At 66.9% G+C, this 18,176-nt stretch carries 14 protein-coding genes; 5 read left to right on the top strand and 9 right to left on the bottom strand.

What is annotated here, in order from left to right:
* Positions 1–42: 42 nt before the first annotated feature.
* Positions 43–2,760, top strand: a complete 2,718-nt coding sequence (locus NMD1_RS06280) for a TonB-dependent receptor (protein ID WP_223806471.1) — start codon at positions 43–45, stop codon at positions 2,758–2,760.
* 97 nt (positions 2,761–2,857) lie between these two features.
* Here NMD1_RS06280 and NMD1_RS06275 read toward each other — a convergent pair whose 3' ends face one another.
* The 9 genes from NMD1_RS06275 to NMD1_RS06235 all read right to left on the bottom strand — a co-directional run bounded on the left by NMD1_RS06275 (position 2,858) and on the right by NMD1_RS06235 (position 14,118).
* Positions 2,858–3,544: a S8 family serine peptidase gene (locus NMD1_RS06275; RefSeq protein ID WP_125954168.1), complete on the bottom strand. Its 687-nt coding sequence runs from the start codon at positions 3,542–3,544 to the stop codon at positions 2,858–2,860.
* Positions 3,545–3,578: 34 nt separating this feature from the next.
* Positions 3,579–5,282: an ABC transporter ATP-binding protein gene (locus NMD1_RS06270; RefSeq protein ID WP_125954082.1), complete on the bottom strand. Its 1,704-nt coding sequence runs from the start codon at positions 5,280–5,282 to the stop codon at positions 3,579–3,581.
* A gap of 32 nt (positions 5,283–5,314) precedes the next feature.
* Positions 5,315–6,337: a hypothetical protein gene (locus NMD1_RS06265; RefSeq protein WP_125954081.1), complete on the bottom strand. Its 1,023-nt coding sequence runs from the start codon at positions 6,335–6,337 to the stop codon at positions 5,315–5,317.
* 24 nt (positions 6,338–6,361) lie between these two features.
* The gene (locus NMD1_RS06260) at positions 6,362–7,489 is read right to left on the bottom strand and encodes a hypothetical protein (protein WP_233497381.1); all 1,128 of its coding nucleotides are present in this window, start codon (positions 7,487–7,489) and stop codon (positions 6,362–6,364) included.
* A gap of 94 nt (positions 7,490–7,583) precedes the next feature.
* Positions 7,584–7,913, bottom strand: a complete 330-nt coding sequence (gene qhpC / locus NMD1_RS06255) for a quinohemoprotein amine dehydrogenase subunit gamma (protein WP_124808088.1) — start codon at positions 7,911–7,913, stop codon at positions 7,584–7,586.
* Complete coding sequence (gene peaB / locus NMD1_RS06250; protein ID WP_125954080.1) at positions 7,910–9,364, bottom strand: quinohemoprotein amine dehydrogenase maturation protein; 1,455 nt, start codon at positions 9,362–9,364, stop codon at positions 7,910–7,912. The genes qhpC and peaB overlap by 4 nt, the downstream gene beginning before the upstream one ends.
* Complete coding sequence (peaA, locus tag NMD1_RS06245; protein WP_233497380.1) at positions 9,361–11,205, bottom strand: quinohemoprotein amine dehydrogenase subunit alpha; 1,845 nt, start codon at positions 11,203–11,205, stop codon at positions 9,361–9,363. Before peaA ends, peaB begins: the two co-directional genes overlap by 4 nt.
* 211 nt (positions 11,206–11,416) lie before the next feature.
* Positions 11,417–13,660: a molybdopterin cofactor-binding domain-containing protein gene (locus tag NMD1_RS06240; RefSeq protein WP_233497379.1), complete on the bottom strand. Its 2,244-nt coding sequence runs from the start codon at positions 13,658–13,660 to the stop codon at positions 11,417–11,419.
* Complete coding sequence (locus NMD1_RS06235; RefSeq protein WP_125954079.1) at positions 13,657–14,118, bottom strand: (2Fe-2S)-binding protein; 462 nt, start codon at positions 14,116–14,118, stop codon at positions 13,657–13,659. The genes NMD1_RS06240 and NMD1_RS06235 overlap by 4 nt, the downstream gene beginning before the upstream one ends.
* 279 nt (positions 14,119–14,397) lie before the next feature.
* Here NMD1_RS06235 and NMD1_RS06230 point away from each other — a divergent pair, with 279 nt between their 5' ends.
* The 4 genes from NMD1_RS06230 to NMD1_RS06215 all read left to right on the top strand — a co-directional run bounded on the left by NMD1_RS06230 (position 14,398) and on the right by NMD1_RS06215 (position 18,176).
* Positions 14,398–15,054 carry a TetR/AcrR family transcriptional regulator gene (locus tag NMD1_RS06230; protein ID WP_233497378.1) on the top strand — a complete coding sequence of 219 codons (657 nt, stop codon included), beginning with the start codon at positions 14,398–14,400 and terminating at the stop codon, positions 15,052–15,054.
* Positions 15,055–15,114: 60 nt separating this feature from the next.
* Entirely contained in the window at positions 15,115–16,299 is a 1,185-nt protein-coding gene (locus NMD1_RS06225) for an MFS transporter (RefSeq protein ID WP_125954078.1), read from the top strand.
* Between the two features lie 120 nt (positions 16,300–16,419).
* The gene (locus NMD1_RS06220; RefSeq protein WP_124808095.1) at positions 16,420–17,604 is read left to right on the top strand and encodes an amine dehydrogenase large subunit; all 1,185 of its coding nucleotides are present in this window, start codon (positions 16,420–16,422) and stop codon (positions 17,602–17,604) included.
* On the top strand, positions 17,601–18,176 hold the full coding sequence (locus NMD1_RS06215) for a MauE/DoxX family redox-associated membrane protein (RefSeq protein WP_125954077.1): 576 nt from the start codon (positions 17,601–17,603) through the stop codon (positions 18,174–18,176). Before NMD1_RS06220 ends, NMD1_RS06215 begins: the two co-directional genes overlap by 4 nt.

Below are 18,176 nucleotides of genomic sequence, written 5' to 3'. Positions count from 1 at the left end.
CTTGGGAAAGGATGAAAGGCGCGAACGTCAAAAGGGGGGCTTATGAAAACTGCATGCAAGTCGCGCTCGCTCAAGATCATGGGAATGCTGGGCGCGTCGACATTCCTGACCGGACTGGCGCTGCCGGGCACCGCCTTCGCGGAAGATCAGGCCGCCCCCGCCGAACAGCCGGCGGATGCCGCGCCCGCGGCTGGCGAGGGCCTTGGCGAAATCATCGTGACCGCCACGCGCAGCGCGCAGAGCATCCAGAAGGTGCCGATCTCCATGCAGGCGCTCAGCGCCGATACGCTGGGGCAGCGGCAGGTCAAGGGCCTGAGCGACTTCGCCACGCTGCTGCCGTCGGTTTCGTTCGCGGGCCTTGGGCCTGGCCGTCAGACCATCTATTTCCGCGGGATCGTCCCCGCCGGCGGCAACTACGCCTCGGCCGGCTATTACATTGACGATATTCCGATCACGGGCACCGGCTCGCCCGACATCCATGCCTACGATCTGGAACGCGTCGAGGCGCTGTCCGGTCCGCAGGGTACCTTGTATGGTGCGGGATCGCTGGCCGGCACGATCCGCATCATCACCAACAAGCCCAAGCTGGGCAAGTTCGAGTTCGGCGCGGAATCCGAAGTCAACAAGTACGGCAAGGGTGCCTTTGGCGGCCAGATCCAGGGCTACGTCAACCTGCCCGTCACCGAAACGGTGGCGGTGCGCGCGATGGCCTACTACCGGCGCGATGGCGGCTATGTCGACAACACGCCCAACAATGGAAAGTTCAACGACGGGCGGTCTTCGACGCTGGAACTGGGGGACAACAATTCGCTCACCAGCTACACGCTCAACAACGCCGCGATCGCCAAGAAGGACTATAATCCGATCTACGAATATGGTGGCCGCCTGTCGCTGCTGTGGGAACCGGCGCCCGGCTGGGAAGTCAATCCGCAGGTCACGGCGCAAAGGCAGATCGCCTACGGCTATTTCGGTTACGATCCGCGCGTCGGCGATTTGCAGGTCCACGATTACGATCTCACGCGGCAGGACGACAAATGGGTGCAGGCCCAGTTGAGCATCCACGGCCACATCGGCGACTTCGACGTCGTCTCGGCGACGGGCATCTTCCGCCGCAACACCAAGCTGCGTAACGATTACACCTACTACACCGTGACTTATGACGGTTTCGGCGGCGGATATGAAAACTATCTGCAGTTCTTCGACAAGGCGGGCTGTACCGGATCGGGCTTGACGCTCAAGTGTTCGACGCTGATCAACCCGACGCAGTACTATCACCAGGATAACAACCGTAACAAGTTCACGCAGGAACTGCGCATCTCGACGCCGAAGAGCTGGCCCTTTGATCTGACGATCGGCGGTTTCTACCAGTCTCAACAGCAGGAAAACAACAACTACTACGCGATCCACGGCCTTGACCAGATCGCGGGCTATACCAAGGCTGGCGCGTACAGCTCCGGCAGCGGCAATACCACGTCTCTGGCGGGCTTCGGCATCCCGACCGCGGCCGGCGGCACGATGGTCGTCAGCCCGTCCGCCGCGGTGAAGGGCGATGGCTTCTACATCACCGAGAACAACCAGAGCTACCACGACGAGGCGATCTTCGCCGAGGGTCACTACAAGATCTTCGAGAACCTGAAGCTGACCGGCGGCATCCGCTACTTCTGGACCGACTACAAGATCAAGGGCTTCTCCGGCGTTACCGCTTCGGCGCTCGGTGTGGGTTGTACCGTGCCCCTGCCGGCCGAGCGGCTCGCCTGTTCCAACCAGAACCCGCTCGCGGCGGACGGCTACGGCCGGTACAAGGAGCAGGGAGAAACGCACAAGGTGGCGCTCGACTGGCAGGTCACGCCAACCAAGATGATCTATTTCAACTATTCCACCGGCTTCCGGCCGGGCGGCTACAACCGGCCGCTGCGCATCCGCGCTTCGGGCGGGCTGCCGCAGGTGACGGTTGCCGCGCCGGCGTTCAAGTCGGAAACGCTCACCAACTTCGAACTGGGCATCAAGACGACGTGGAACAACATCTTCCGCTTCAATGCCTCCATCTACCTCGAAAACTGGGATAATATCCAGTACGGCGTGGTTGTCGCCGGCGCGCAGGGCGCGGGTTATACCGGCAACGCCGGCACGGCCCAGGTTAAGGGCGTGGAATACGATGCCGATCTCAAGCTCGGCAAGGTCACCATCTCGACCTCGGGTGCTTACAACGACGGCAAGCTGACCGGTAACTTCTGCAACTTCGTGGCGGACCGTGCCGCGTTGTCGATCGTGCAGCTGGCCTCTTGTCCGACCGGTTCGAGGGTCGTCGTGAACGGCACCTCGACCTCCGCGGTCGCTGCCGCAGACGGTACCCGGCTGCCGCGTCAGCCGCAGTTCAAGGGGACGACCTCGATCCGCTATGACACCACAGTCGGTGACTATGCGGTCTATCTGCAGGGCGCGGCGTTGTATCAGACCTCGGCGACGCAGGACCTGAACGTCGAGCAGAACAACCTTCTGACCTGCGGCACCTTGGCGCTTGCCGCTTCGCAGACCGCTGCCGGAAAATCCTGCAGCACTCCGGGGTTCGTCAGCTTCGATTTCTCCGGTGGTCTCAAGATCAACAACTGGAGCTTCGACGTGTTCATCCAGAACGCGTTCGACAAGCGTGGCACGTTGACGACGAACACCTTCTGTTCGATCACGTTCTGCTCCGGATCGTCGCGTAACTTCACGATCCGGCCGCAGTTCTTCGGTTTGCGCGCCGGCGTGAAATACTGATCGCAGCATAGCAGCGCAGGATGATCCCTCCGCGACTTCGGTCGCGGGGGGATTTTTCATGGGCGTGCGATGTGGGGCAGGTGGCGCGATGCGCCGGTCAGGCGGGCAGTTCCGCTCCGGACAACAGCAGCGCGCGCATCCGTTCGGCGCGATTGCCATCGGGCGGCAAGCCGGCGCCCGTCCGGGCCGCGAAGCCGCTCGCCTGCGCGGTGGCGAAGCTGATGCCATAAAGGTTGCGCCGGGGCGGAACGCCGGGGATCGGGCGCGGATAGCCCGAGGCGAACAGCACGCCATCGCGCACGCGCCAGGTCTCGCGCGGACAGTCCCAGTCCAGCCCCACGCCCAGCACGTTGTCCGCATCGAGCGCGCCGGGCCAGCAGGGGGTGCCATCGGCCTCGCGCGCGGCAACGATCAGCGCGCCGGTCTCTGCCGCGCGGGCCGCCACGGCCGCGAATCCTTCGCGATGCGCGGCATTGGTCGTGCCGAGGCTCAGGTTGATCACGTCCGCGCCCTGTTCGATGCTCCAGCCGATCGCCAGCGCCAGCGCGCGGGCGCTGGTCTTCAGCGCGTCGTGGAACACGCGCACCGGCAGGATCAGCGCGTCCGGCGCCTTTTCCTGGATGGCGGCGGTCACGGCCGTGCCGTGGCCGAGCCGGTCCAGCGTGGCGTCGGCTGCGTCGGACAGGGTGCCGTCCGAAGCGATGGCCACGCCCGGCAGCAGCTTCGCGCCGTCGATATGTGGATGATCGGGGTGGACGCCGCTGTCGATCACGGCGACGCGCACGCTGCGTCCGCTTCCGGCGGGCGGGGCAGGGCTTTCAGGCAAAAGCCGGCTCGTTCGAGGCCATGGTGGCGTGGCCACGGTCCAGCGTGACGATCAGGTCCGCGCGCCGGGCCAGCGCAGGCTTGTGCGTGATGACCACGATCGTCGCCTGCGGCAGCGCCGCGCGCAGCCCGTCGGCCACGCGCTGCTCGGTGCCCTCGTCCAGCGCGGCGGTCGGTTCGTCTAGGATCAGCACCGATGGCTCGCGCAGCAGCGCGCGGGCCAGCGCGATGCGCTGGCGCTCGCCGGCCGACAGCGCCAGGCCACGCTCGCCGGTGCGGGTATCCAGCCCCTGCGGCAGGCGGCGCAGCAACGGCTCCAGCCCGGCGGCCGCGGCGGCCTGCGCAATGCGCGCGCGGGGCACGCCGTCCATGGCGAAGGCGATGTTGCCGGCGATGGTGTCGTTGAACAGGTACGGCGCCTGATCGACCAGCAGCACCTCGCGCCGCAGATCGGCCAGGCACGTCTGCCGCAGGTCGTGCCCGTCCACCAGGATGCGGCCCTGTTGCGGATCGAGGAAGCGGACCATCAGGTCGGCCATGGTCGATTTGCCCGCGCCGCTTTCGCCCAGGATCGCGCAGAAGCTGCCGGCGGGAATGAACAGGTCCACGCCCGCCAGCACCGGTTCGCGATCGTGGCGGAACGAGACGCGCTCGAAGCGGATGCCCTGCCGCACCGGGCCGAGCGGGCGCGCATCGGTCTGCTCGGTCACTTCCGCCGGGGTATCGAACAGCTCGAAGATCCGCGCCAGCGAGACGCGGGTGGAGGCCAGGCCCGAAGACAGCCCCAGTAGCGCCTGGATCGGCCCGAACAGCCGCATGTGATAGGCCATGAAGGCGACGAGCGCGCCGATCGTCATCTCGCCGTGGATGATCCGCGTGCCGCCATAGAGGATCACCACCGAGGTCGAGGCGGTCAGCAGCGTGCCGGGGAGCGCGCCGGTCATGAACGAGGCGACCTGCATCTTCAGCATGGCGCGCACGAAGGCGCTGTTGCGGGCGCCGAAGCGGTCGACCTCGTGCGCTTCCGCGCCGAGTGCGGTGACCACGCGCATGCCCATGACGGTATCGACCAGCAGGCTGCCGAGATCCGCCCCGCGTTCGCGCATTTCGCGCGTAAGCGCGGTGACCTTCTTCTGGAAGTGGAGGAAGACCATGACCGCTACCGGAACCAGCACCGTGCCGATCAGGAACAGCCGCCAGTCGAGCCACACCATCATCGCCACGCAGCCGATGAAGAACAGCACGTTGCTCAGCACCGAAAGCAGCGTGTCGCCCGCCGCCCGCTGCACGTCGCTGACATCGCTGTTGATGCGCGACATCAGGTCGCCCAGCCGGAAGCCGCCATAGAAGCGCGGGCTGAGCGTTTGCAGGTGGCGGAGCAGCGCCACGCGGATGTCGTAGAGCATCGCCGCCGACAGCCCGACGTAGCGATAGCTGGCGAGGATGTTCAGCGCGAAGCCCGCCAGCGTGACCACGATCATCGCGCCCGACACGGCGAGCAGCGCGTCCATGTTCCGGCGCAGCAGCGCCTCGTCGATCATCAGCTTGGAAAGATAGGGCTGCGCCAGGCCCACCCCGGTCGAAAGCAGGCTGACCAGCAGCACGCCCAGCAGCGGCCGCAGATAGGGGCGCACATAGGGCAGCAGCCGGCGATAGGTGCCCCAGTCGGCCACGGGCGGCGGCGGTGCCGCTGGCATCGGGGCGGCTGGCATCGGGGCGGGGGGCGGGTTCAGGCGGCTGCCTCCCGCGCGAACAGGCGGTTGCCGCGCAGCACGAAGCGCGGTTCGGGCACGCGCGCCAGCTGGCCGGTGCACCAGGCATGGCCCTGCGCCAGCGCCTCCGCCTGTTCGTGCCACCAGGGCGTGTCGCCCCCTGAGCGGTAGAACGGCAGGCTGACCTGCAGGTGCCGTCGCATCGAGGCGATCAGCATCGCCCGGTAGTGCGCGAGCAGCGCCTCGCGGTCGCCGCCGTCGCGGATCGCGGCCAGCACCGCCGCTGCCAGGATGGCCTCGCGCGCGGCCTGCGCGGTGCCGTCGCCGCAGATCGGATCGAAGGCGATCGCCGCGGTGCCGCAGGCGATCCAGTCCGGACCGGCGAGCCGGTCGAGCAGGCGCGGCGCGGTTTCGAACCGGGCGCCTGCCGGCCCCAGCGTGTCGACCAGCGGCGCGACCATGCGGCTTTGCGCCAGCAAGGCTTCCGGCGCGTTGCCCACGCCCAGCAGCCAGGCGGCGTCTGCCCCTTGCGGAATCAGGAACAGCCACCCTTCCGGCGTGGCTTCGACATGGCAGGTCGCGCGATCGGCCCCCGCGCGCAGCGTGACCGGCACAGCCACGGCCTCGCGCGTGCCGAAACGGTGCAGCGCGGGTTCGGGAAACGGCGGCGCGCCGTGGATGGTGAACGGCGCGGGTGCCTCCTGGAGCATGTCGGCGGGCAGCGCCGGCAGGCCCAGTTCGGCCTCGATCTGGGCGCCGGACACCACCGCCGCGCCATGGGGCAGCGGCGCGGACACGCTGCCGCCCCACGAAACCACACGTCGTTCGATGCGAGGCAGGGCGGCGAACAGGCCCGGCTGGCCGAAGATGTCGCGCAGCAGCGCCAGCGCCGGATCGCTCAGCATGATCACGGGAACGGGGGCGCGCGGTTCGACCGCCGCCCCCGCCAGGCAAAACCCGTCTTGCGCCAGCAGGTGCGCGCAGGTCGCGACGGAAACGCCGCCGCCCCGCAATCGCACCGCTGGCTGTGGTCCGGTCATGGGCGTCCTGTCATCGTCGTCCCGCTATTTCAGGTGGAGCAGGCCGGCCATGGTGGCATCGGCACCGAGATCCCAGGTGCGTTCGTACTTGAGCGTCTTGGCGTCGTACACCTCGATGTCATAGCTGGCGCCGTGGATGTACAGCTTCTGGCCGTCGGCCGAGATGCCGAACGAGAAGCGCGAACGGCAGTGGAATTCCGCCTTCTCCATCACCTTGTTGGTGGCCATGTCGAAGTGCCAGAATTCGCAGCGCTTGTTGCCCAGCGTGCCGTTGGTGACGACGGTATAGCCGTCCTTCCCGTCGGGCGTGACTTCCAGCCCGGCCATGCCGGTGGGCACCGGGCCGATCGGGGTGAAATCGAACGTGCGGTTGGTCAGGTTGAAGCGCCCGATGCCGAACATCTTGGCGTGGACATAGGGGTCGGAAGCGTTGAACAGCGAGACGAACTCGTTGGGATTCTGCAACGCTTCCACGCCGCCGCCGAACGCCACGTTCTCCATGCCCGTGGTTTCCGGCTTGGCAAGGTCCAGCCGGTCGCTGACCTTCAGGGTCGCCGTATCGATCACCAGCACCTTGTCGCCGAACTTGTACAGCGTCTTGCCGTCGGGCGAGAGCGCGAAGGTGGGGCGGAAGCCGCCGAGCGTATCGTCCTGCGGATCGATTTCCACTGTCCGCGCGACCTTCTTCTGCTGAAGATCGATCACCGCGTAGAGCGGCTTGCTAACCTTGTAGCGGTCCGGTTCCTTGTCGAAGCGGATGAGCTGGGTGTAGTACCAGCGGCCCGTCGGATCGGGAACGCCGCCCATGAAGCGGTACTTGGTGGTGGGCGTGTTCAGGCTGAACTGGTTGAGGATGCGCCGCGTGGCGCTGTCCAGCACCACGATCCCGCTGGTGGTGATCGTCGTGACGTAGATCTTCGCCTTGTCGTTGGACAGGCGCAGCGAGGTGGGCAGGCCCGCCTGCAGCTGGATACGGTCTGTGATCGCGCCGTTGGTGTCGTCGATCGTGAACAGCTTGTCCGGATACGTGCCGATCATCATCGTGCCGGCATGGGCGGGCGCCGCGGCGGCCAGCGCCGTAACGAGTGCCGGCGCCACCCGTGCTTTCGCTATCAGGGCTTTCAGGCGGGGCAGGGAACGAAGCTGCTTCATCGTGCTTCTCTTCCTCGAAGGGGCGCGCCGCAGGAACGCGGCAGGTCCGCCCCGGATGGTCAGGGTTCGGCGTGGCAGGCGCGGGCGCGCCCGCTCACGGGAAGACGAGATCGAGATTGCGCCAGTCCTTCGTTGCCGCCGCGCAATTGCTCGCCCAGTCCGGCGAATAATTGACGTGGTCGGGCACCTGCACCGGCCAGAAGCAGGTGACATAGCAATCGTAGATGTCGCGCTCGACCGGCTGGCACAGGCCCGCCGTGCCGCCCCCGGCATCGACTTCCCACCCCGGCGAGAACGACAGGGTGCACCCCATCGGTACGTGTGGGCGCGGCTGCTGCTGCAGCGCGACGACGTCTTCATCAACCGAAGTGATGGTCTCTTCGATCTTCTGGGCCTTCTTATTGATCGGCTTGAGATGCTTCATGACAAGCCCTTTCGTTCAGCGAAGCGTTCGAGGAAGCCGGGGTTGCGCACGGCCAGCGTGCCGTAGATCTTCAGGCACGTGTCGGTCCATTGGCGGATCCAGTCGCAATAATGCAGGTTGGCGTGGCCGGTATCGCCATAGCGGACGAAGGCCTCGTGATGGCAGCCGCCGGCGCAGAGCGGACGCGCCCAGCACGATTGGCATTCGTACTTGGCCTGAACGTGCCCGCGCGCAAGGAAGTCCTCGCGCTTGCCCTGGTCGATCCCGGTGGAGATGTGGCCCAGGGTGTGCGTATCGGCATCGGTGAAGCGGTGGCAGGGCGAAAGGTCGCCCGACGGGCTCACGCCCAGCAGGCCGAGGCCCGCGCCGCACGGGTGCGACTTGTTGGTGCCCTGGATCAGTTCACCGATGGTTTCGCTGACGTTGGTGAAGCCGTGCATCCGCCCTTGCAGCGCATAGTCCAGCCATTCGTCGGCGAGGGCATGGAAACCGGCGAGGACGCCGGTCATGTCATCGCCGTTGAGCGAATATTCGCGCTCCTCGCCCGCGGTCGTCACCGGCGCGAAGCCCACTTCGTGGAAGCCGATGTCGTCCTTGAGATGGCGGTAGATGCGGATCACGTCGGTGATCCCCGCCGTCAGGGTGACGCGCGCTGTGATCGCGCGCGTCCTGTGGCGGGCGATCAGCTTGCGCAGGCGCGGCTCGATCACCGCATAGCTGCCCTTGCCGCTCTTGTAGACGCGGCGGGCGTCCTGCATTTCCGCCGGGCCGTCCATGCTGACGGTGACGCCGATCGCGTTGTCCGACAGGAAATCGATGATCTCGTCGGTCAGCAGCGTGGCGTTGGTGGTGAGGCTGAAGGTGATCTTGCGCCCCTGCGCCGCCGCCTGCTCGTTGGCATAGCCCACCACATCGCGCAGCAGGCGGAAGTTCATCAGCGTTTCGCCGCCGAAGAAGGTGATGTGCACCGCTTCGCGGTTGCCCGATCCGGCGAGTAGGAAATCGACCGAGGACTTCGCGGTTTCCAGCGCCATGTACTTCGGCTTGCCGGCGGGCGTGGCGATCTTGTCCGCGCCGAATTCGTAGCAATAGGTGCAGGCCAGGTTGCATTGGTTGGTGACGTTGAGCACCAGCGCCTGCAGGGGATAGTCCGCCGGCGGGGCGGACGGCGCGGGTGCGATGGTGACCTGTTCCGAATGGATCGCGCGGACCTGCCGCAATTCGCGGATCAGGTCCTCCGCGTCCGCCGGGGAATGGCCTGCGCCGGCCAGCGCCGTGGCCAGTTCCTCGTGGCTCATCTCGCCCTCGTCGAGCAGATCGAGCACGGCGCGGGTGCCTTCGTCGAGCGCGAAGATCGCGCCCGCCGAAACCAGGTACATGAAGTCCGTGTCGGACGAGCGGAATTCGTGAAGTTCGCCGCGCCGGTAGCGGTGGGCCAGCATGGTCGTCATTGCGAAACCTCCGGCTGATCCCAGCGCTTGTAGGCGGGAACGGTGACGACGAGGTAGGACTTGGCCGTCAGCGGCTTGCCCTGGGCGTCCTTTTCGGCCTTGGCCGTGGCGACCACCCAGACCTCGCCATAGTTGTTGCGATTGCCGCTGCGCTGCGGGTTCGGTCCGTCCACGTTCGGCGTGAACAGCGCCTTCTGGCTGATCGAACCGACATAGGCCTTGTCGTCATCGTACCAGACCGACTGGAACTCCTGGATGCTCCAGTCGGCGGCGACGGGGCCGATGTTCACGTCGTCGGCGGTGTTGGGCTTGCCATCGGGGCCGTTGTCGAAGCCCACGGCATCGAACTGGGCGTATCCCTTGGCGAAGTGCGCGCCGCCCAGCCGCGACAGGTTGGTGTCAGGCGTGACCTTCAGGTAATCGACCTTGCGATAGACCGGCAGGGCCGAAGCGAGCACCGCGCTCCCCACCGAAACATCATGCACGCCGGCGACAGCGCCGGGGGCGGCATCGACCGATACGACGATTTCGGTGGGGCTCGCGGTGACGACCCTGGTCACCGCTAGCCCGGCGCCAAGGTCGATATCCTTCGCAGTCGGCGCAGCCGGCAGGCTATCGCCGAAAATGTGGACGTCCACCCCCCTGGTGCCGGCCTTGATCGCGTTGGGCCAGACAGCGCCGATCGTCGGGCTGCCGTCGGCGCGTACCAGCTTCACGTCGAAACCGAATTCCTGATATTCCCCCCAGAACCAGCGACCTTCGGCGTTCTTGCGATCGGGCGAGAACCACATGGTCTCGCGCGTCGGATTGTCGAGCGCATCGGGCGCGGAAGGCTGCGCGGATGGCGCGGAGCGGCCGCGCCAGCTGTAGCCGGCATAGACGATGCCGTTGCCGGTCCGGCTCAGCGTCGATCCGTCGGTCAGCGACCGCAGCGCGATGCCGGTCTTGAATTCGTCGCTGTCGGCCGTGGCACCGATGGTCATCGTGCCGATGAACCGGCCCTTGCCCGGGGCGGAGGCGCTGACCAGCCATTTGCCCGCCAGGCGCGGATCCTGCATCCGGGACTTCCACTGCGTCCATTCGGGCGTGTGTAGCGGGGCGACCTTGCGCGTATAGTCCAGCGCGATCTGGCCCTGCGTCACCGGCGTCGCGCCGGGCTTGGTCACGATCGGCGTCGGCTGGCCGAAGACCGCGCCGGGTTCGTCCGTGGCGGGGCGGCGATACTGGACGTCGGCCTGCGAATAGAGCGCGACGTGGAAATCCTGCAGCAGCTTCCATTCGCTGCCCGACCGTCGCCAGGAAAGCGGCTGGGCAAAGGCGTGGCACGTGGCACAGGCGCCGCGCAGGGATTCGCTGGGGATGTTGGTCTCGTCCTGGATGCGATGCTCCACGAGGTACATCACCGGCCTTGCTTCCTCGGGGGCAAGCCCGTGGCTGCTCGAAAGATAGCGGACCACCTGCCGCGATTCCTCGGGCGTGATCTGCAAGCCGTTCAGCTTGACCATGCGCTTGATCGCCTGCGCCCAGCCTTCCGGCGTGGTGCGCAGCCAGGAAATGCGCGAAAGATTGCCCTTCGCGTCGGCGGTGTGGCAGGCGCCGCACTTTTCCTTGGTCAGGCTATCGGTGACCGGGATGCCTTCCTCGCTTTCGGGCTTGTCCGCCCCGCCAGCCATGCCGCCGGTCATGCCCCCGGCCTGCGCGACAACGGCGGTGGCGGTGCACAGGCCCGCCAGCAGCAGCGGGCGCAGCGACAGGCGCGTCGCCAGCGCGGCCCGCCAGGATGGGCTGGCGGCGGCATCCTGCGCGTCGTGTGGACGGGACTCGGTATCCGGGTAGGCCATGCTCGCGAAATCCCCCTGATTGGACCGGAAGCGGCGCGATTCGAGCGCGGGTCACGAGAGCAAGCTTGACGCTTGTCCAAGATTGGTCAACGCCTTTGTTGCAGCGCCGCCCATCTTTTTTGCAGATGCGAAAAAAGGCGTGTGATCCGGTTGGAATCACACGCCTTTTGGATGTTGGAAGCTGTCCTGACGGGCGGCGTTCGGGCCGCGATCAGGTCAACTGCAACGGCAGGGATCGCAGCCGTTTGCCGGTGGCGGCGCGGATGGCGTTGGCAATCGCCGGAATGACCGGCGGGAGGGCCGGTTCGCCCAGTCCGGTGGGCGGGAAATCGCTCTTCACCCAGGTGATCGCGACATCGCGCGGCACGGCATCGATGCGCAGCAGCGGGAAATCGCCGAAGTTGTCGGCCGTGACCGCGCCGGCTTCCTGCACCACCGGCTGCCACACCAGCGCCTGCGCGATGCCATCGATCGCCGCACCCTGCGACTGGTGCTCGGCATTGAGCGGGTTGATGACCTGGCTGCCGATGTCGCCCGCCATCCAGATCTTGTCGACCTTCACCGACGTTCCGCCCGAAACGGTGACGTCGACGACTTCCGCGAAATAGCCGCGATGGCTGAAATAGAAGCCGAAGCCGCGCCCTTTGACCGCGTCGCCCGCGCCCTTTGCGGGGCCTGTGCGCCCGGTCCAGTTCGCGGCCTTGCACACCGCGTCGATCACGCTGCGGGCGCGGCCGGTGTGGAACACCAGCCCCTTGCGCTCGGTCGGCAGTTCGCGCGGTTCGCCCAGCGTGCGGCGCATCAGTTCGGGCAGGTCGATGCCAGCGGCCTCGGCCACTTCGTCCAGGAAGCCCTGGTACACGAAGGCCATGGCGTTGGAGGTCGGCGCGCGCAGCCAGCCCGTCGGCAGGTTGGTCTTGAGATAAGTCGCGCCCAGATGGGCATCAGGCACGACCGGAGCGGGAAATTCGGTCGAGCTCATTTCCGCCGCGCGGATCGGTTTCCCGTCCGCGCCGAAGGTGATGAAGTGGTCCTTGAACGCGATCAGCGCGCCCTTGGCATCGAGGCCGGCGGTGAAGCGGTGCCAGCCGGCGGGACGATAGTAATCGTGCCGCAGATCGTCCGTGCGGTCCCACAGCAGCTTGACCGGCCGGCCGGGTACGCCCTTCGCCACCTGCGCCGCCAGCACCATGTAGTCGCTCATCAGCCGGCGGCCGAAACCGCCGCCGATGCGCGTCATGTGGATGGTCATCGCTTCGGGCGCGATGCCGAGCATGGCGGCCACTTCCTTGCGCCCGGCGCCCGGGTTCTGCGTCGGCGCCCACAGCTCCAGCTTGCCGTCCGCCGTCCACAGCGCGGTGCAGTTCTGCGGCTCCAGCGTGGCGTGGGCCAGGAAGGGATAGGAATAGTCGGCGGTCACGGTCTTTGTCGCGCCGGCCAGGGCCTTGTCGGCGTCGCCAGCCTTGAACAGATCGGCCTGCGGCGCGGCGCCCAGCGCATCGGCGGCCTGCTTCGCATAGCCGGCGGTCGAGAATTGCTTCTGCGCGGCATCGTCCCACGCCACCACCAGCTTTTCGCGCGCCTTGCTGGCTTTCCACCAGCTGTCGGCGACGATCGCGACGGCATCCTGCTGCCCCGGCGGGACAAGGCCGCTGTTGACCGGTACCACGGCGACGACGCCCGGAATCCCGCGCACGGCCGCATCGTCGATCCGGGCGATGGTGCCGCCGAACGCCGGGCACTTGACCAGCGCGGCGTGGAGCATGCCGGGCAGGTGCGTATCGATCCCGAACAGCGGCGTGCCCTTGACGATCTTGGGCGTGTCCACGCCCTGCATCGGCTGGCCGATGATATGGAATGCATCCGCCGGCTTGAGCGGCACCGTGGCGAGATCGGGCACGGGCATGCCGGCCGCCTCGCGCGCCAGCGCGGCATAGGGCATGCTGCGCCCGCCGGCCTTGTCGATCACCTTGCCGGCTTCGGTCGAAAGCGACGCCGGGGCGACGCCCCACTGCTTGGCCGCCGCCGCCACCAGCATGGCGCGCGCGGCCGCGCCGGCCTGGCGCATGGGAAGCCAGTTGTTCGGCGTCGCGGTGCTGCCGCCGGCGACCTGAAGGCCATAGCGCTTGTCGTCGGCGTCGGTCTGCTCGATGCGGACCTGGTTCCACGCCACGTCGAGTTCCTCGGCGATCAGCATCGGCAGCATGGTCTTCACGCCCTGGCCGATCTCGGGATTCTTGGCGCCGATGGTCACGCTGTTGTCCGCGTTGATGCGGATGAACGCGGTGAGCAGGACGGGTTCGCCCGCCGCGCCAGTCGCCTGCGCCAGCGCGATCCGGGCGTCGAAGGTCAGCACCGCCCCGCCCGCGAGCGACGCGGCGAGGAACGAGCGGCGGTTCAACGACCGGCGGCTCAGTGCCGCGCCGGCGGCTTCTCGATCCTTCACGATGCTCATGCCGCCACTCCCGCCGCCTTGCGGATCGCCTTCTGGATGCGCAGGTAGGTGGCGCAGCGGCAGATGTTGCCGCTCATGCCGCCTTCGATGTCCTCGGCCGTGGGCCTGGGCGTCTGCGTCAGCAGCGCGGTCGCGGACATGATCTGTCCGGCCTGGCAATAGCCGCATTGCGGGACATCGAGGTCGACCCACGCATCGACCACCTTCTTGCCCACCGGCAGCGAGGCCACGTCCTCGATCGTGGTGATCTGCTTGCCCGCCGCATCGGCGATCGGCGTCTGGCACGATCGCACCGCGTTGCCGTCCAGCAGCACCGTGCAGGCGCCGCACAGGCCCGCACCGCAGCCGAACTTGGTGCCGGGCAGGTTCAGGTCTTCCCGCAAGACCCACAGCAGCGGCTTGTCGGCGTCCGCGTCGACGACGCGCTTCTTGCGGTTGACGGTCAGCGAAATGGCCATCGGCAGTCCTTCATGCTTGATCGCGCGGATATTCTCATCCCGCGCACCTGTTAAGCCGGGCGCACGGGATGCACCATTGCCAAACAGATATTCCGTAACGCGGAACGCTGGCGGGATGGAAACCTTTGTTGTCCGGTTTCAAGAAATTGGCTTGAAAACGGCTTAAATATTGGACAGGCATCAAGTATCCGTCAAGCGCCGTTGCGCGCGCGGGATAAAAAGGGTTGGGCGGGGCAGTCGGGCTGGCGACCCACGTTCAGGAGTGTTAGGCCGGGTGCAATGGCAAGCGATGTCGCCCACATGATAGCCACGCGGCCGGGAACCTATACGCGCGGGACCGAGACGGTCGACGCCATTCTCAAGGCCGCGTTGACCGTGCTGATCGACGAAGGCGCGGGCGCGTTCACGATCCGCCGTATCGCCGCCGAATGCGGGATGAAGGTGGGCAACGTCAGCTACCATTTCCCGCGCAAGGAAATGCTGATCCAGATCCTGCTCGACGAGTTGCTGGAAAGCTATGACAAGCTGCTGGAGAACCGCGTCCGCCAGCCCGACCTGCCGGCGGAGGAAAGGCTGCGGCTGCTGATCGAGATTTGCCTGGATGATATCGCCGGCAAGCGCACCACGCGGCTGTTCACCGAACTGTGGGCGCTGGCCAACCAGAACGAATTCATCGCGGATCGGGTCCGGGCCTTTTACCAGGGGGTCCACGATTTCATCGGGGAATACGTAGCGCTGCTCAATCCGCGGCTGTCGCCCGATCAGGTGCACACGGTGGCGCTTTATATCAGCGCGTCGATGGAAGGCACTACGCCATTCCTCGGATATGAAAAACCGTGGGCCGCGAAGATGATGGCGTTTCGGACCATAGCCGCCCGCGCGCTGGTCGATCTCGCCAGAACGATAACGCCGGAACAGATTTCCGGCCTTCGGTAAGGCGCGCGAAGCAGCACGCGGCACAAAAGGGTCCTGACCCCAGGGCTGTGAGTGTGCCGGATGCGGAACAGGGCGATCATCGGGAGGGGTGTTGGGGCGGCCTCGCTGGCGGCCGCGCTGGGATGCCTGCAACCCGGAATCGATCCGATCTACCTGACGGTGTTGAGCGATGCGCGGCCCGTGCCGCTGGAGGCGCACGGGCTGGTCGTGGGCTTTACCCAGGCCGGCTCCGCGCTGGGCGCACTGACGGTCTGGTGGCTGGGGCCGGTCCTGCCCCGAGGAAGCGTTGTGGCGGCGGCCGTGTTGGCATTCCTGTGCAGCTTGGCAACGGCGCTGGCCGGCAGCCTAGCGACCGTTCTCGCGTGCCGCGCCGGCTATGGCCTAGCAATGGGGGTGGTCTATGCCACCACCATGGCGGCCTATGCCGCGCACCGCCCCAGCAAGGCCTATGGCGCGGTCTATCTGACCCAGCTCATTCTCTCGACGCTGGTTTCGCTGGCCTTGCCCGAGCTGATGCTGGCGGCCGGCGCAAAAACCGCGCTGATGGCGATGGCGCTGGTACCGGCCCTTGCGTTGGTGGTGCTGGTGCCGTTCGTGCGGTCGGCATCGATGATTGATAGCCCGTCCGGCATCGCCGCGGGAAGGAGCGCGGTGCCGGTCGCCGGCTGGGCGCTGGCCGCGGCAACCTTCTGGTTCATCTGTTCGACGATGCTGGTGTGGAGCTTCTCGGCCGCGCTGGCCACGCGCGCGGGTATCGCCGATCGCACGATCGGGCAGGCCGTGGCGATCGGCTCCGTCGTCGGCGCGCTGACCGCGGTGGCGGTGATGCGCGAACGGCTGCTGGTGCCGCTGCCGGTCACCGCCCTGCTGTCCGGGCTGGCGCTCGCTTCGCCGGTGGTGCTGACGGTGCCGGGGGCGGATGGCGCCTATGTTGCGTCGATCGTGCTGCTCAACATCGGTTCCACCGCGATCATCATCCGATGCTCCGGGCTGGCGACGGCGTCGAGCCGGGATTCGCGCTTTCGCGTGTTCGTGGCCTGCACGCACAGTCTTGGGCTGATCGCCGGGCCGTTGCTGGGAACGGCGATGATGGCGCTGTTCGGGCGCGAGGGGTTGCTGATCGGCGTGGCGCTGACCCTGACGGGAGGGCTGGTCTCGGTCGGCTGGGCGGTCCGCGCCGGATTTGCGGGTGCGACCGGCGCGAGTCCTCAAAAGGGTGGCACGCCAGCCCCTATAGGCGCTTGACTAAAACTGGACGGGCGTCAAACCTTCACCCGACGACGCAGCGCCATGCTATCTTGCGGGGGCAAGGCGCATGGTGAAGGCGCCGCATCGGCCGTCGCAACCGAAGGGGGTCAAGGTCAGATGAAATCCATTGCCAGCCGCATGCTTTCCGCCATCCCGACGCTTGCCGCCTGCCTCGCGCTGTCGGTGATCGACGCGCCGCAGGCCTTGGCCGACACCGCCAATCCCACGGAGCCTGAAGAGTCGGACGTCGCCGCGATCACGCCGCCCAAGCCGGGCTGGATTTTCGTGAACCGGGGTTTCGTGTTCCCCGGCACCGCGATCTACGACACCGGCAACGGCAAGATGCTGGGTTTGGTGCAGACGGCGCTTCTGGCGGACATGGCGATCGATCCGGCGGGCAAGTTCTACTACGTGGCCGAAACGATCTGGAGCAAGGGCAATCGCGGCACGCGGCAGGACATGGTCACGGTCTATGATTCGACCAATCTCAAGCTGCAGGCCGAAATCCCGATTCCCGGCCGCCTGCTGATCGGCGGCCGCAAGCAGGACTTCATCCTGAGCGACGACGGCAAGCTGGGTTTCGTCTATAACTTCAGCCCCGCGTCGTCGGTCAGCGTGGTCGATCTGGAAAAGCGCAAGTTCCTGCGCGCGATCGAGCTGCCCGGCTGCGCCAGCCTTATCCCCAATCCCGGCGCCGGCTTCTCCGCGCTCTGCGCCGATGGTTCGCTGGCAACGGTCACGGCGGGTGCCGCGAAGCCCGCGATCACCCATTCGGCTCCGTTCTTTTCGGCGACCGACGATCCGATCTTCGACAACTTGATTTACGACAAGACGAAGCAGCAAGCGGTTTTCCTGTCCTACACCGGCAAGATCTATACCGCGAAGATGGCGGCGGCGCCGACGGTTTCCGAGCCCTTCTCGATCCAGGTGGCGGCCGGGCTGCGCGCGGGCGACACCAAGCCGCTCGACGTCAACTGGTATCCCGGCGGGGGGCAGCCGATGGCGCTCCACCGCGCGTCCGGCCATCTCTTCGTGCTGATGCACCCGGGCGAATACTGGACGCACAAGGCCGGCGGCACCGAAATCTGGGACGTCGATCTCGCGGCGAAGAAAGTGGTGAAGCGCGTGCCGATCACCGATCCGGCTACCACGATCGAGGTGACGCAGGAGGCTGCGCCCAAGCTGATGTATTCCGGCGGCGAGGGTGGTACGGTCCATGTGATTGACCTGAAGACCTGGGACGAAACGCTCAAGCTAGACCGTGCCGGCAGCGGCGTGATCACGGTTACGGACGCGCGGTGAGCGCTGTCGCCGCCGATCTTGCGGTATCGGGCCTGCGCGTCGCGGGGCTGGCCGGCGCGTTCGGCACTGGTCTGGTCTTCGTGCATGCGGGCCTGTCGAAGCTGCTCCATCGCGATGTGCTGCCCGGCGTGATCGCCAATTACCGGCTGCTGCCCGATGTGCTGGTCGCACCCGTGGCGGCGGTGCTGCCGTGGGCGGAACTGGTGCTGGGGGTGGCGTTGCTGGCGGGCGGGCCGCGCCTGGCCGTGGTGCCGGCGCTGCTCCTGCTCGGGCTGTTCGCAGCGGCGATGGCGGTGAACATCGGGCGCGGGCGGCGTTCGATCGACTGCGGCTGCGGGCGGTCGCAATTGCGCCAGACGCTGGGCTGGCCGCTGGTGGCGCGCAATGTGGTGCTGATGGCACTGGCGGCCTTGCGCCTGCCCGCCGCGCTGCCGTCCACCGGCTTCGAGCTGGCCACCGCTCTGGCGGGCGGCCTCAGCCTGTTCGTTCTCTATCTGCTGTTCAACGCCATCGCCGCGCTGGCTGTCTCGCCCGTCGCGGCCAGAGTCAACGCTGGAATCAAACGGAGGTGA

Source organism: Novosphingobium sp. MD-1 (assembly GCF_001014975.1).
Taxonomy (GTDB): Bacteria; Pseudomonadota; Alphaproteobacteria; order Sphingomonadales; family Sphingomonadaceae; genus Novosphingobium.
Note: the sequence above shows the minus strand (reverse complement) of the source record. Positions and strands in the feature narration are given on the sequence as shown.